We start from the raw sequence: 15,296 nt of genomic DNA, 5'->3' as shown, positions 1-15,296 counted from the left end.
TTTCCTGCTCATAGGTTATATTATATATATCTTTATTGGGATCGTCAATATATATTATATTTTTATATTCCAGTCATGTTATTCTATAGTATTCCCATAGATATTAACACTAAAAAACGCCCGGCTATATTCCAGGCATTTCTTTATCTTTTAATCTCATATGGAACCATTATCGTTCTGACATTTCTCTCACCTTTCATCACGTCAAGCAAGGTATCCACCGCACCTTTACCAATCTCTTCTTCTCCTTGCTGTACGTGCAGAAATGGGTACTGCCCGGTGATATTATCGTTGGAATCAAAGCATACAATCGGATATTTCTTCTCAACTCCTCTCTCCAACAGGCATTGATATAATATCAATGCGATTCCATACTCCGCCGCAAAGAAAGCCTCTGTTTGGGGATACTCTGTCAGATGCTGATATATCGTCTCCTTATCCTGTTCAATCATCTCCTGAAAATGATGTTTTGGCAGCGTCGCTTTCAGGTTTGTGACATAATTGCTGGCATCTGTGATGATCCCATGTTCATTCATCGCCTGATTAAATCCTTTTATTCTTTCCTGTAATGTCGATGTATTATCTGCATCTGGTTTTACAAAGCAGATCCCACGGCAGCCTTGATCAAGAAGGCATTCCGTAAGCTTTCTGGATGCCTCTATATTGTTAGTTCCAACATGAGAAACTGGTATTCCTTTCATCTGACGATCAATCGTCACCACCGGAAAATGTTCCACCACAAGCTGCAGGATTCTCGGATTATAATTCTCATCCTGAGCACACATAATAATCATGCCTTTTACATTGGCTTTAATAAAATCATCGATGGCTTTCGTCTCTTCATCCACAGATCCGTCACTGCACCGAAAAAGCATCGTAAGGCCTTTCTTACGGCACTCGCGTTCTATACTGTTTAACATTGTTGAACCAAAGCCGTTGCCAAATCCCTCCATGATGACACCGATAAGCCGTATCTCAAATTTCTCTTTTTCCTGCTGGTCATCATCGCCGAATTTAGCATTTTCAGGCAATCTATTCTCGTGATCGGAATTATCGGCAGAAGCTTCCCGATAAGAATGTCCTTTTAACTTGACCGCCGCATTTGTCACGAAAGAACCTTTCCCGGGCATCCGAACAATACGACCTTCATCAGAGAGCATCTCCAGCGACTTTTTACTCGTAATACGGCTCACATTATACTTTTCTGTAAGTTCTTTTTCTGACGGCAGTTTGTCACCAGGTTTGTAATCCCCTCGGTTGATTGCATCAGAGATATCCTTGTAAATCTTTTCGTAAAGTGGCAAATGTTTCATAAATTTAATTCCTTTCTATCTAATAGCATGGCTTCATTCAGGCAAACAAATGTCCCCCATGGAATGTTTCGTGCTCGTGCTCATAAGTGGTCTTGATATATATACTATATCATTTCAGAAAAAATTACAAGGATTTTGTCACATATTACTATTCTTTTGTTATTGTTCTTTTAAGTCATTTTAAAAAAATTCAACTAATTCCCAGAATGCTCTAGTTTGGGTCATCTTAATTCACTTCCAGTTCATCTTTTCCCGGAATTTTTTGCATTCTATCGTGTGGTTCGAGTTGATACCAATATGCCACAGATGCTATGTCATCGTGCAGCGGGAGATATCTTCCTCCCGATCTCCAGCCAAGTGCCTGTATCTCTACATGAAGATCCTCTTCAAAACATATGGGATCTGTGATATGCCAGCGATACATGCCGAATCTCTGCTGTGAAGCATATAGTCCGTCGGGTTTTATAATCTGATGAAGCCCGGAATAAGGGGTAGAAAACCTGCAGTACTCACCTTGTGGGAATTCAAAGTTCCATGCACCGCCGATATAATCTTCTGTTCCTGTGCCGCAGATTGTAGGATATTCCCGATCATGATCCATGAAAAACTTAATCTCACCTTCTCCCCACCATCCAGAACTATTACTTCCCCAGGCCAGATATGTTCCGACATAATGACCTATACCCTTAATTTTATCGACAATAATATGATTTTTTCGTTCTTCAAGAGGATTGCTTCGGTTCCAGTATGCATGAAAATAAGGTGCATTGTCAGCAACTTCTGTCAGTGAATATGTAACCTGATAGTATATGATGCTGTCACTGTCATTAATGTTCTCAATCGTGATTTTACACGCTCCGCGAAATGGCATTTGCCAATAGCAGTTCATGCCTCCTGATGGATTCACACAGACCGCAAATGAACTCAGGTTATCTCTTTTGCACCATCCCATACAAAAAAAATCTCCCAGTGGTACTTCCACAGAAGGGTTCTCTTCATTATCCCAGTAAAATCTTAGGATCAATGTCCGATAGTCTTCTGACGGACATGTAAGCCAGATATGCTGGATCACACCCTGGTCTTCAATATTCGCAAGTGTCAGCACGGAATTCGCCGGTATGACTTCCGAAGGAGATACCTTCCATCCCTGTCCCAGATCACGGGCACAAGATTTTCCCGTTCCCTCCGTCGCCATGCCGCCCATTCCCTTGGAACCATCTTTGTTCTCCGGGCTGATGGACCTTGTCTTTCCTCCCTGTAGATGCATAAGATGTGCCATTGGCGATTCAAATATACCCTCCATAAGATTACCCTCCATTTTAATATTGTTTTGCTTTCATTCTAAGTATCATAAAAATAGAATAACATATCCGCAATAAATATCCAATATCCATATTTTCAATTTACATCCATTGTAGAATGAAATATAATAATAACAAAATCAGAAGATTTTGGAGGTGCCTTTGATATGGGTTCTTTTATAGAAGTAAATTCCGGTATCCCGGGTCTTGACCATATGCTTCACCATATACGCATGGGTGACAATGTCGTATGGCAGGTTTCATCTCTGGATGACTACCGCACTTTTGCAAAACCTTTTGCAAGGCAGATGATTTCGGAGGGGAGAAATGTAATCTATATACGATTTTCCGGACAACCGTCTGTTCTTACAGATTTTTTTGGTGTGCAGACTTACTGCCTGAATGCCTCCTCTGGATTCGAAAGTTTTACCATCAATGTCCATAACATTATCACGAAGGAGGGATCAGGTGCAATCTACATCTTTGACTCACTCTCAGATCTGCAGGCGGCCTGGTTCACCGATCTGATGATGGGCAATTTCTTTTGCGTGACCTGTCCATACCTGTTCGAAATGGATACAGTCGCATTTTTTCCACTTCTCAGAGGTCACCACAGCTTTGAGACAATTGCCAGAATCCGTGAGACAACGCAGCTGTTCTTAGATGTATATTCCGATGAAAATGTCCGCTATCTGCACCCACTCAAGGTATGGAACCGTTATTCGCCGGAAATGTTTCTTCCTCACCGCATGGAAAGGGACCAACGTTTTTCAGTCCTTGCAAACGGAATCGATATGAGTGCTTTCTATTCATTGCTCCATTTGGAGAGCACATTTATCGAGCAGCAAAACCTCGACAGCTATGAACGTTTTTTCCAGAGCGCAAAAGACAGTTATCTCGCCCAAAAGCCGTTCGCACACACTGCTAAAAAGATCGTTCTGAGTATGATGACGCGGGATCCGCGGCTCTCTTGTCTGATCCTTGATAACTTTGAACCCCGAGATTATCTCTTTATCAAGGATCGCATGATCGGAACAGGAACAATCGGAGGCAAAGCATGTGGCATGCTGCTCGCCAGAAAGCTCTTGGAACTTCATCTTCCCCAGTATAAAAAACGACTGGAACCCCACGATTCCTTCTTCATTGGCACTGATGTTTTTTATTCCTATATCGTGGAAAATGGTTTCTGGAACCTTCGAATTGAGCAAAAAAATGACGAAACTTATTTTCCTGCCGGTGAGGTCATGAAAGAAAAAATCCTTGCAGGGACATTCTCATCGGGTATTCGTGAACAGTTCAGGCGAATGCTGGAGTATTTTGGACAGAGCCCTGTGATCGTTCGCTCAAGCAGTTTTCTTGAAGATGGTTTCGGAAGTGCTTTTGCCGGAAAATACGAATCAATATTCTGTGCAAATGGCGGTTCTCCGGAAGGAAATCTAAAAATGCTGGAGAATGCAGTGAAAAGGGTGTATGCGAGTACGATGGACCACTCTGCCCTCGAATACCGCAAAACCAGAGGACTTGCCAAAAATGATGAGCAGATGGCCATCCTGGTCCAACGTGTGTCCGGTACACGGTTCGGCGATTATTTTATGCCTTGCGCAGCCGGAACTGGATTTTCCTACAGCCTTTACCGATGGAACAGTGACCTGGATCCTCATGCCGGGATGCTGCGTCTCGTCGCCGGCATGGGAACCCGTGCAGTTGACCGGACCGATGGCGATTACCCACGTCTCGTGAATCTGGACCGGCCGGAACGCTCTCCTCTGAGCGATCCTCAGTCTCGTCATAAGTTCTCCCAGAGAAACATGGATGCCATCGTGTTCTCCCGAAATAGAATTGAAAGCATAGATGCCTGTCAGCTGCTGCCACAGTTTCCAAGATGGTATCGTCAGCTCATTGCAGAACATGACCGTGAGGCCGAGCGAAACTTCTATGATCGTGGAGAATTGCGGGATATCCAGTACATTTCCTGTGAAAAGATTGTCCACAGGAAAGAATTCACCACCATGATGCAGAACATCTTAAAGACGCTGGAGACACAGTACGGCGTCCCAGTGGACATCGAATATACCGTAAATTTCAATGAAGAAAACGATTTTATGGTCAACCTCGTACAATGTCGTCCCCTCTCTGTCTGGAAAAAGGCAAAATCTATCCGGATTCCGGAACTCTCCGGGGCGCAGACGTTCTTTAAGATCAGAAAAACCTTTATGGGTGACACTGCAAGCCAGAGAATCGATTACGTCATCTGGATAGATTCAGAAAACTATTACCGGTTCCCTTATGTCCAAAAAGGGCAGCTCGTATCGGCTGTCGATAAAATCAACCGTCATTTTTCGGATAAAACACTTCGGCTGATGCTCGTTGTTCCCGGCCGAATCGGCACCTCATCGCCCGAGCTTGGAATACCTGTGGGATTCTCAAATATTTCAAACTTTAACATCATCTGTGAATATTCCGATGGGAAAACAGGATATATGCCAGAGCTCTCATACGGCAGCCATATGTTTCAGGATCTTGTAGAGGCGAAGATCTTTTATGCAGCCATATTAGAGACGGAAGATACTTTAATATTCAACAAGAACTTCTGGGCCCACAGTAAAAATATCTTCTCTGACATCTGCCCGGAATATGGATCTTTAAACGAAGTTATCGGCGTCTACAGATCCAATTCACTGATGCTCTATGCAGATATCAAAGAACAGGAGGCCGTCTGCGTTCTGAACATTCAATGATGTATGAATACAACTCCTGATTTAATCTGCCGTTGATTCTCCTCTCCTTGTCAAACTCTGCTTTTATAAATGCATTAGGAACTTCTCCGCCAAGATCGATGCCAATTACATCCCACTTGAAAAAGAAGAACCTGATCAGCTGTTTCAGGTATGACACACTCATATTACCCTGATCCCAGTTTGTGAGTGCCTCTTTTTTTGACAAAACGTCTTTGTCGATAGAAAGATACAACGGAATCCCTTTTTGGATTCCCGCAAATATGTCTTTTGCATTTCCATGGCCAAGCTGTTCTTCGCTGATTACAAGGACTTTTTCTTTATTGTCAGCATTCGACAGATCGAGCTCGTCGATGAACCGCTGATCCTGTCCAATCAGAATCAACTGCACAAGATGCAGATTTTCCTCTAACACGCCCCAGGCCCAGTTTCCACAGCTGGTGAATCCCTTCACAATCGGTTTCTGCATATCTGTGTGGTGATCGATCAGGACCAGAGAAAACGGCTCTGTAATTCGATCTGTGATAAACTTCGTCATATAATGATAATCTCCGGAATCTATAAAATGGATTCCGGAGATATCGAATTGGTCAATCTTTTTCTTCAATTGTTTTTTTGCACGGGCAGAACAATAGCGTACACATTCCTGAATATCGGAACATTCTACCCACGTCAGGTCCTTTTCTTCTTTCAATTTTTCTGAGTAACTGTGTCTGAAATTAAACACCAGATTTTCAGATTTCATATACTACACCCCAATCGCAGTCATGACATCATGTCGTTTTGTTTTTTTCTCAAAATCATCTGCAAAATTCCGCCATGACGGTAGTAATCAATGTCGACATAGGAATCAAACCGAACAATACAGTCAAACGTAGTCTCTTTTTCACCCAGCACTGCGGTCACGTTCACTTTTGAGGATGGCTTTACATTCTCATTGATATCAACTGAAAAGGTCTCCTCCCCGGTCAGTCCATAAGTATCTGCTGATTCCCCCGGCAGAAACTGAAGCGGCAGGATGCCCATCATGACGAGGTTAGAGCGGTGAATTCTCTCATAGCTTTTCGCAATCACCGTTTTGACGCCCAGCAGCATCGGCCCTTTTGCAGCCCAGTCTCTGGAAGAACCCATTCCATAGTCTTTTCCGGCAAGTACCGCAAGACCCGTGTCGTCTTTTTTGTATTTCATACATGCATCGTAGATCGACATCAACTCGTGGTCCGGCCAGTACGTAGTATAACCGCCTTCGGTATCTGGTGCAATCTGATTTCGAATTCGGATATTTGCAAAGGTTCCGCGCATCATCACTTCATGGTTTCCTCTCCGGGAACCATACGTGTTAAACTCCTCTTTTGGGACACCGTGCTCCGTCAGATATCTTCCCGCCGGTGTATGCTCCCCAATCGCACCCGCCGGTGATATATGATCGGTCGTGATGGAATCACCGAATTTTGCCAGAACCCGAAGGTCCGTAATTGGCTTGATCTTCTTCGGTTCCTTTGCTATATGATCGAAGAAATCCGGGTTTTGTATATAGGTAGAATCCTTGTCAAAATCATATAAATCCTTATTCTTGCCATCGACTTTGATTGCATTCCACAGTGGATTACTATCATAAACAGACTGATATTCCTTCCGGAACACCTTGGGTGTCACGCTTTTTGCGACTGTTTTTTCGATCTCATCTGAATCTGGCCAAATGTCCTCCAAATAAACTTTTTTTCCGTCTTTCCCCACTCCGATCGGCTCATGAAGAAGATCAATATCTACTGTTCCTGCCAGCGCATAGGCTACTACCAAAACCGGTGACGCAAGATAATTCGCCTTTATCAGGGGATGAATCCTTCCTTCAAAGTTCCGGTTTCCTGAGAGAACAGATGTCACGAGCAGATCCTGCTCAGTGATTGCGTCTGATACTTCGGGAAGGAGCGGTCCGGAATTCCCGATACAGGTGGTACAGCCATAGCCGACAACCCCAAATCCCAGCTGTTCCAGATAGGACAACAGTCCGGCCCCTTTCAAATATTCGGTCACGACCTTAGAGCCCGGTGCCAGTGATGTCTTTACATGAGCGGGAACTTCTAACCCTTTTTCCACAGCATTCTTGGCGAGAAGACCTGCCCCTGCCATGACGGTCGGATTCGAAGTATTCGTACAAGATGTGATCGCGGCGATCGCTATAGCTCCGGTTTTCATGACACTGCTTCTGCCGTCAGTCAGGTTCACCTGTGCTTCCTTTTCGAATTCACTCTCCGCAAGACCGTGTCCCTGATTGCCTGCTGGAGCTGTGATTGATTTTTCGAATTCCTCTTTCATCTTCCCGAGCAAAATGCGATCCTGCGGACGTTTTGGACCCGAAAGTGCAGTCTGAATCTGTGACAAATCAATTTCTATGACATCCGTATAATCGAGCGTCTGTTTCGTGTGGTCCAGGAACATATGATTTGCCTTCAGATAAGCTTCGATGACCTGAATATGTCTTTCCTCACGGCCAGTCAGCCTCAGATATTCAATTGTCTTCGCATCTACCGGGAAAAACCCGCAGGTTGCCCCATATTCTGGTGCCATATTGGCCACCGTCGCACGGTCAGCAAGGGAAAGTGCATTAAGCCCTTCTCCGAAATACTCTACAAATTTTCCGACCACTCCTTTTTTTCGCAGAGCCTGTGTCACATAGAGGGCGAGATCTGTCGCATTGACTCCGGCGGAAAGTGAACCGGTAAAACGAACACCGATAACATCGGGAATTGGAAAATAAGACGGCTGTCCGAGCATTCCGGCCTCTGCCTCGATCCCGCCGACACCCCATCCGAGTACGCCAAGTCCCCCGATCATTGTCGTATGAGAGTCTGTACCCACCAGGGTATCCGGATAAAGTAGAATCTGATCCTCCTCTTTGTTCTCGTGTACGACATCTGCCAGATATTCAAGGTTTACCTGATGAATAATTCCGGTTGCAGGGGGAACAACTTTAAAATTATCAAAAGCTGATCTCCCCCAATTCAAAAACTGGTAGCGTTCCCTGTTGCGTTCAAACTCTTTCTCCATATTTTCTTCCAGAGCATGTTTCGAGAGATACTCATCTACCTGAACAGAATGGTCGATAACAAGATCCACCAAAACTTCCGGATTGATACTCTTCACATCACCGCCGGCATCCGCCATAGCCTGTCTCATGGATGCCAGATCTACAACCGCCGGAACTCCTGTAAAGTCCTGAAGGATTACTCTTGCGGGCAGAAAAGGAACTTCGGACGAACCATTGCTATCCTTGTTCCAGTGGGCAAGGTTTGTGATATGTTCTTCTGTAATACTGAATTCATCACACTGCCGGATCACAGACTCCAGCAGGACTCTGATTGAGTAAGGCAATCTGTCAACTGTAACGCCCTCCTCTTTCAGTGCATCGATCTTGTAATATTCATAGGTTTTTTCGTTGATTTTCAGCTGACCGAGAGATTTATCATGTATCTTCTGCTTCATTAACGTTCTCCTTTTTACTATGAGAGTTCTTTTAATTCCTCACTTGCCTTGTATTCCTGTATCAGATTCATAAATTCTTTTCCGTATTTTTCGTACTTCTTCTCTCCCACGCCATTTATCTGCAGCATGGCCTCTTTCGTTGACGGCAGATATGTGCTCATCTCTTTGAGTGTCTTATCCGAAAAGATGATATACGGCGGAACGTGATTTTTCTGTGCCATCTCGTATCTTCTTTTTCGGAGGGTTTCAAAAAGTATGGGATATTTTGCTTTTGCAGCAGCCGTTTTTTTCTGTTTCTGTTTCGTATGTGCTTTTTCTATTTCTTTTGGAAGTTTCAAGATGATCTTCTCATCGCTTTCTCCAAAAATCAGATTATGTCCTTTGTCTGTCATCTTAAGAATCGGATAATCTCCCGGTGTCAGATACAGATATCCTTTGAGCAGCATATCGTTCAAAATCTGTCGAATCCGCACCAGTGTCACCTGATTCAGGCTCCCAAAGCCGGGACTTTGTTCCAGATGAAATTTATGTACTTTTGCGGTCTTAGAACCATGTACAGCCTCGATGATGGCATTGATTCCATACCGCTCACCACTTGCATGAACCATTCGGATCAGGGTGCTCACCTCTTGTGTCACATCGATATCGTCAAACTCAGTCAGACAGTTCTCACAATTTCCGCAGAAGGTGTTCCCATATTCCCCAAAATATCGGAGGATGTAGTCTCTCAGACATTCATTTGTAAAGCAGTAAAATGTCATCTTTTGGAGGCGTTCGCTGTCGCGTTCTCTGATCAGCTTTCGCTCCTCAAAATCCAGTTCATCGTTCTCCAGTTGTTTTTCGATGAGAAATTCATTGATTCTTACGTCTTGCCCTGAATAAAGCAAAATACATTCCGCCGGTTCACCGTCCCGGCCGGCTCTGCCTGCCTCCTGATAGTAGCTCTCGATATCTTTGGGCATGTTATAGTGAATCACAAAACGGACATTCGACTTGTCGATTCCCATCCCAAAAGCATTCGTCGCAACCATAATTGGCCGTATGTCATAGATAAAATCATCCTGGCTTTGTTTCCTCTCGCTGTCACAAAGCCCTGCGTGATATCTCGCCGCTGGATATCCTCTCTCGATCAGGCTATCGTAGACTTCTTCCACATTTTTTCTGGTATTACAATAGATAATGCCGCTGCTGTTTTTATTTTTCTGAAGGTAAAAGAGTAATTCCTGTTGTTTATTCTGCGGTTTTTTCACTGCAAAGAACAGATTCTCTCTGTCATATCCTGTGACTGCCACATAGGGATTTTTTAGACCTAAGATGCAGATGATGTCCTCTTTGACTGCCTTTGTCGCCGTAGCTGTATAGGCCGCAACCACTGGTCTTTTCGGCAGCGTCTGAATAAAATCCACGATTTTGATGTAGCTTGGCCGAAAGTCCTGCCCCCATTGGGAAATACAGTGTGCCTCGTCAACCGCTAACATAGAAATCTCGACACAGGATGTAAACGACAAAAAGGATTCCGTCATCAGACGCTCCGGAGCCACATAGATGATCTTATACTGCCCGCGGCACGCATTTGCCATCGCTTTTCGATACTGTCCTTCCGAGAGCGAACTGTTGATAAATGCCGCGTGAACTCCAAGCTGATTTAAAGCCGCAACCTGATCTTTCATCAGTGAGATCAGAGGTGAGACAACGACGGTAATACCGTCAAAGAGGAGTGCCGGAATCTGGTAGCAGAGTGATTTTCCTGCCCCGGTCGGCATAATACCGAGTACATCCTGTTGTTTCAGTGCCGCATGGATGACTTCTTCCTGCCCCTCACGAAAAGAACTGTAGCCGAATACTTCCTGTAAAACCTTGTGCGAATCACTCACACCCAAATCTCCTCCTTTATCCTTTGTCCTGACACCGTGCATTGTCTCGTGCTCTGCGTGCGCAGCCTGGCATGCTCATATGATGCGTATCTCTTTCAGACGTCTCCTGGATTCTCTGTAATCTGGATAATATTGCTCAACTTCTGCCCAGAACTGGGGCGAATGATTCATATGTCTGCGATGTGCCAGTTCGTGCACCACCACGTAATCCAAAAGCTCATCCGAAAGATAATAGAGCTGGTAATTGAAGTTCAGGTTCCCCTTCGAGCTGCAGCTGCCCCATCTGGTTTTCTGATTTCGGATTGTCACCCTTCCCCAGGTCACTCCCATCTTCTTTCCGTAATGTGAAACTCGCGCTGCGAACTTCTGCTTGATTCGTTTTATCTCCTCTGTCGTCAACTCCTGCAGCGGCGTGGCATTGGTCGTGGTCTGTTCCTTCATTTCCAGAAAAACATGTTTTTTTATCCATTCCTGGTTTTTCATAATAAAAGCTTTCAGCTCCTGATCCGTCAGAGAATGGGGAACTCGCGCAAGCACCTCGCCCGTTCGTCTCACCTCAAGACCCATCGTCTTTCTGGATGACCGAATTACCTGAATCGGTATCTCCCGATCAGGAGTTTTAATCTTAATCTCGCCTGGCAAAATATCTCCTCCAAAGCCTCCTGTTTTCCTTCCGATAGCCTACCTCATAGATTATAGCGTGTTTTCTGCGGTGTTGCAAATCGAAAAGTGTTTTTGTTTGCACGTTTCAGATGTTTCTTGCTTCAAACTCGTTTCGAATCCATAAGGCATCTCGCAGAGTGTTTTTCCAGCCATATGTCTTCAGATCAACACGGTAGCCCTGATCTGTCCAGGTCACCGCTACACCTTCTTTCTCAAGCAGCTCTCTTTGCCTGCTGGGTGTCTCAAAGGAATCGGCTCCACTTAGGATTCCTTTTGTATTTACCACGCGATGTGCAGGAGCATCTTCGGCGAGATGATGGCCAAGTGCATATCCTACCTGTCTGGAGTTCTTGGGATACCCACATAAAAGGGCAATCTGTCCATATGTCGCTGTTGTCCCTTTCGGAATCCGCCGGCATACCAGCGCCACGCGTTTATAAAAATCAATCTTTGGTTCGTTGTCCACGATGCCCACCCTTAATTTGTTTTACCTAGACTTTTTCTGAAATTTTGAACATGCTTAGATTCCGCTGAATTGTTTAATGAAATTAGAATAGGTAAGCCTTACATAAATAACTTTTACCTTATGTAAGGCTTTGCCTTGCTGGCTGCTGAGCAGCCGGATATTCGTTATTCTACGATATACGCGCTGACGATCTCGCCATAATAAGCGGTGTGTATATCTTTGTTTGAGCCATGGAAGAAACTGTCGACATCCTGAGGATAGAATGAATGTTTGTTTTCTTCGCTGATTGCTCCAAGGTCCATTGTCTGTTTATAATTTACTTTGCACTCCAATGTAAGAGGCAGTTCTTTAATGGCCGGAACGGTGATGATCTCGGCTTCTTCGAGCGTCAGGTTCAGCTCTTTTACCTTGTCGACATCGCGCCCAGATTTTGATCCGCAGTATCCCAATATCTTCTTATCAAAATCACCATATGGTATATTAACCGTGAATTCCGGGTTTTTATCCAGCTGTCCTTTTGTAAAACGGTTTTCTCTGACAAACACGATGAGCTCCGGTTTTCCCCAGACAACGCCAAGATTTCCCCAGCCAATCGTCATGGAATTTACCTTGTCGTCTGCCTTTGTTGTCAGCAGGACACCGCTGCCAAGTGCTTTTGTGATATCTTTTGCATAATCGAATACATCAATTTCTTTCTTCATGAAAATGTCACTGTCCTTTCGTCCAATTACTGATTTATTAATCGGGAATCACACAGCCTTGTGGAAACTCGGCAGAGCATGCCCCTTCATCAGGAATGACAAAATCTAATTCCCTGATCCATAAACCATGTAAATTACAATATGCGTATACACTGCCATTTAATACATTGTCAAATACTGCCGTGGGCTGATCTTGTGGTTTCAAATATCGGATATCGACTCGGTCATCTGTTTTGAGTGCAATCCACTCAATAAAATGCTCCGATGTCATCGGGTGCAAGGTGGAGCCAACAGTAACTTTTAGCTTTCCGTCGTCTGTTCTTTCTACCGCCGGGATATGTTTCTCTGTTGCCGCTTCTGCTGCGTTAACTTTAAGCTGTGTCATCGTTTTGCCGCAGCAGGAAGGTTCACATCCACCTTTTTTAAGTAAATAAACTGTAGTGCCACAACTATCACAGCGATAAAATCCTGAATCTGACATACTTAACACTTCCCTTCTTCTGGTGTACTTTTAACATGGTTATAAATCATGATGAAAGCGTCAAAAGGTATTTTGACGCTAATGATACACAGATTGTTACGCTCTTCGAGCTCTCACAATCTTACAAACATTCGAAATACACCCTAATCGGGTTGCTTTCTCATGTTTGTTCGGGTCCCAAGGTCATGCTTTTTCATGCAAGCATGAAACGCAGGACCTTTTGACCCTAGTATCAAATTATGATGAAAGCGTCAAAAGGTGTTTTGACGCTAATGATACACAGATTGTTACGCTCTTCGAGCTCTCACAATCTTACAAACATTCGAAATACACCCTAATCGGGTTGCTTTCTCATGTTTGTTCGGGTCCCAAGGTCATGCTTTTTCATGCAAGCATGAAACGCAGGACCTTTTGACCCTAGTATCAAATTATAGTATAGATTCTATTTGGCAAAAACGCAATCCCATTTCATCAATTAGTCGCAATTAACTAGATATCTTCTATCTTTTCTTCTGTCTTTTCTTCTGTCTTTTCTTCTGCCTTTTCTTCTGCCATGTGTGCCGTCTCCCTGATCCTTTCCCCATGCCCCGTGAGTGCCGCAAATGGCGCGAATTGTGCTGCCCGATCTTTCACCGGCATAGAGGAATGAACCGCAGAACTATGATGCGGAAGGCGGATGATGTCGTCATAGTCATGAATATTGTATTCTCTATTCTTTGTGTCCGCCAATCTGTCTGTTCCTTTCTATCGTCGTCGCACCTTCCTGTAGATCTGTCCCCTTCAGGATGGCATTTTTTCCGTACTTTTTCTTAATTTCAAGCATTGCCTGCTGCATTTTTCTCTCTCGCTCTAATTTCTCTTCTTCTTCCTTGCGTTGTTTTTCCAAAGTAGAGTAATCCGTAAAGAGATCCAGCTGCTCAAAAGTTTCTTTTTTTTCTATAGAATCTTCCTTTACAACGTGTGCTGCCGTGATATTGAGTCGTCGAATCAGGAGTTTTTTGTCCACAATTCTGTCATACAGTTCCATCACAGCATTCACAATCCGCCTTGTCGAAGATGTTTCACGGTCGAGATTGGCCGTGCCGTGTGCATGCTTTGGTATACTGCGCCCATACTGATCTACCGTAATCTCACCCTTATAAGCTTTGCGGATTGCAGGGTCTTTTAGATTCTCAATGTCATATCCCACAGTCAGAACCATCTGGTCTGTCACCAGCTTTTTATCCACAAGATCCAGTACCAGAAGTTCTGTCATCTCTCGGACAATCAGTTTTGCTTTTTCAAAATCATAGGGTGACTGCAAGACCTGACCCGAACCCACGCTGTTTGCAGCGGGCTTATAGGCTTTGATATCGGCAATCGTACACGGTTCATACCCCCAGGCATGGTCTATGAGCAGCTCCGCATTGACACCAAACAGGCGATACAGCAGTTCTTCATTTTGATAATCGGAAGGTTTTCCAAGTGAGCACCGTGCCACATCCCCCATTGTATACATGCCGTTTTCCTCTAGTTTTCTGGCATATCCTCTTCCCACCCGCCAGAAATCCGTAAGCGGCCGGTGTGTCCAAAGCTGCTGACGATAAGACATCTCATCAAGTGATGCGATACGCACACCGTCTTGATCCGGCGGCACATGCTTTGCAACGATGTCAAGAGCAATTTTGCAGACATAGAGATTCGTTCCGATTCCTGCGGTTGATGTGATTCCCGTGCTCTTTAGCACATCACGAATCATCTTCATCGCAAGCTCACGTGCCGTCATCTGATACGTGCCCAGATAATCTGTGACATCCATAAACACCTCATCGATGGAGTACACATGGATATCCTCCGGTGCGATATACTTTAGATAAATCTCATATATTTTCATGCTGTAATCCATATAAAGAGACATTCTAGGAGGCGCCGCGATGTAATCGACCGCAAGCTCCGGAGAAACTTTAAGTTTCTTGTCATCGTAAGAGGAACCGGTAAAGGTTCTGCCCGGAGCATGTCTTTGACGTTCACGATTTGCCTCCTTCACCTTTTGGACAACCTGAAACAATCTTGCTCTTCCTGGAATATGATAGGCTTTCAAAGACGGAGATACCGCAAGGCAAATCGTCTTTTCTGTACGAGATGCGTCCGCAACCACAAGATTCGTCGTCAACGGATCCAATTTTCGTTCTTGACATTCTACCGATGCGTAAAAAGATTTCAAATCGATGGCAATGTAGGTTCGCTTTTTTTGCGGCATATCCAGTCTCCTTTCCACGTAGTGGGGGTGGCAATTTTGC

General features: G+C 44.4%; 12 protein-coding genes. 1 reads left to right on the top strand and 11 read right to left on the bottom strand.

From position 1 onward, the window contains the following. Positions 1–143: 143 nt before the first annotated feature. The gene (locus tag INP51_RS02670) at positions 144–1,313 is read right to left on the bottom strand and encodes a GntR family transcriptional regulator (RefSeq protein WP_193736209.1); all 1,170 of its coding nucleotides are present in this window, start codon (positions 1,311–1,313) and stop codon (positions 144–146) included. A 226-nt stretch (positions 1,314–1,539) separates the two neighbouring features. Then, the gene (locus tag INP51_RS02665; RefSeq protein WP_193736208.1) at positions 1,540–2,616 is read right to left on the bottom strand and encodes a glycoside hydrolase family 172 protein; all 1,077 of its coding nucleotides are present in this window, start codon (positions 2,614–2,616) and stop codon (positions 1,540–1,542) included. Between the two features lie 165 nt (positions 2,617–2,781). Between INP51_RS02665 and INP51_RS02660 the strand changes: the two genes are divergently transcribed. After that, positions 2,782–5,352 carry a PEP/pyruvate-binding domain-containing protein gene (locus INP51_RS02660; protein ID WP_193736207.1) on the top strand — a complete coding sequence of 857 codons (2,571 nt, stop codon included), beginning with the start codon at positions 2,782–2,784 and terminating at the stop codon, positions 5,350–5,352. On the opposite strand, the gene INP51_RS02655 is transcribed toward INP51_RS02660, so the two are convergent. From INP51_RS02655 to INP51_RS02615, 9 genes are all read right to left on the bottom strand, one after another. Further along, positions 5,312–6,094, bottom strand: a complete 783-nt coding sequence (locus tag INP51_RS02655; protein WP_193736206.1) for an arginase family protein — start codon at positions 6,092–6,094, stop codon at positions 5,312–5,314. The genes INP51_RS02660 and INP51_RS02655 overlap by 41 nt on opposite strands. A gap of 20 nt (positions 6,095–6,114) precedes the next feature. Continuing rightward, positions 6,115–8,832 (bottom strand): aconitate hydratase AcnA, encoded by a 2,718-nt coding sequence (acnA, locus tag INP51_RS02650; RefSeq protein WP_193736205.1) that lies wholly within the window; start codon positions 8,830–8,832, stop codon positions 6,115–6,117. A gap of 17 nt (positions 8,833–8,849) precedes the next feature. Next, positions 8,850–10,706 carry a DNA helicase RecQ gene (gene recQ, locus INP51_RS02645; RefSeq protein ID WP_230406857.1) on the bottom strand — a complete coding sequence of 619 codons (1,857 nt, stop codon included), beginning with the start codon at positions 10,704–10,706 and terminating at the stop codon, positions 8,850–8,852. A gap of 75 nt (positions 10,707–10,781) precedes the next feature. After that, on the bottom strand, positions 10,782–11,348 hold the full coding sequence (locus INP51_RS02640) for a M48 family metallopeptidase (RefSeq protein ID WP_230406856.1): 567 nt from the start codon (positions 11,346–11,348) through the stop codon (positions 10,782–10,784). A gap of 106 nt (positions 11,349–11,454) precedes the next feature. Continuing rightward, on the bottom strand, positions 11,455–11,817 hold the full coding sequence (locus INP51_RS02635) for an MGMT family protein (RefSeq protein WP_193737211.1): 363 nt from the start codon (positions 11,815–11,817) through the stop codon (positions 11,455–11,457). Between the two features lie 182 nt (positions 11,818–11,999). Further along, entirely contained in the window at positions 12,000–12,536 is a 537-nt protein-coding gene (locus tag INP51_RS02630; protein ID WP_193736203.1) for a flavin reductase family protein, read from the bottom strand. A gap of 37 nt (positions 12,537–12,573) precedes the next feature. Further along, the gene (locus INP51_RS02625; RefSeq protein WP_193736202.1) at positions 12,574–13,017 is read right to left on the bottom strand and encodes a desulfoferrodoxin family protein; all 444 of its coding nucleotides are present in this window, start codon (positions 13,015–13,017) and stop codon (positions 12,574–12,576) included. Between the two features lie 489 nt (positions 13,018–13,506). Then, positions 13,507–13,746 (bottom strand): hypothetical protein, encoded by a 240-nt coding sequence (locus INP51_RS02620; RefSeq protein ID WP_193737417.1) that lies wholly within the window; start codon positions 13,744–13,746, stop codon positions 13,507–13,509. After that, the gene (locus INP51_RS02615; RefSeq protein ID WP_193736201.1) at positions 13,727–15,256 is read right to left on the bottom strand and encodes a Y-family DNA polymerase; all 1,530 of its coding nucleotides are present in this window, start codon (positions 15,254–15,256) and stop codon (positions 13,727–13,729) included. Before INP51_RS02615 ends, INP51_RS02620 begins: the two co-directional genes overlap by 20 nt. Between the last annotated feature and the right edge of the window lie 40 nt (positions 15,257–15,296).

This window comes from Blautia liquoris, assembly GCF_015159595.1.
GTDB classification, from domain to species: domain Bacteria; phylum Bacillota; class Clostridia; order Lachnospirales; family Lachnospiraceae; genus Novisyntrophococcus; species Novisyntrophococcus liquoris.
Note: the sequence above shows the minus strand (reverse complement) of the source record. Positions and strands in the feature narration are given on the sequence as shown.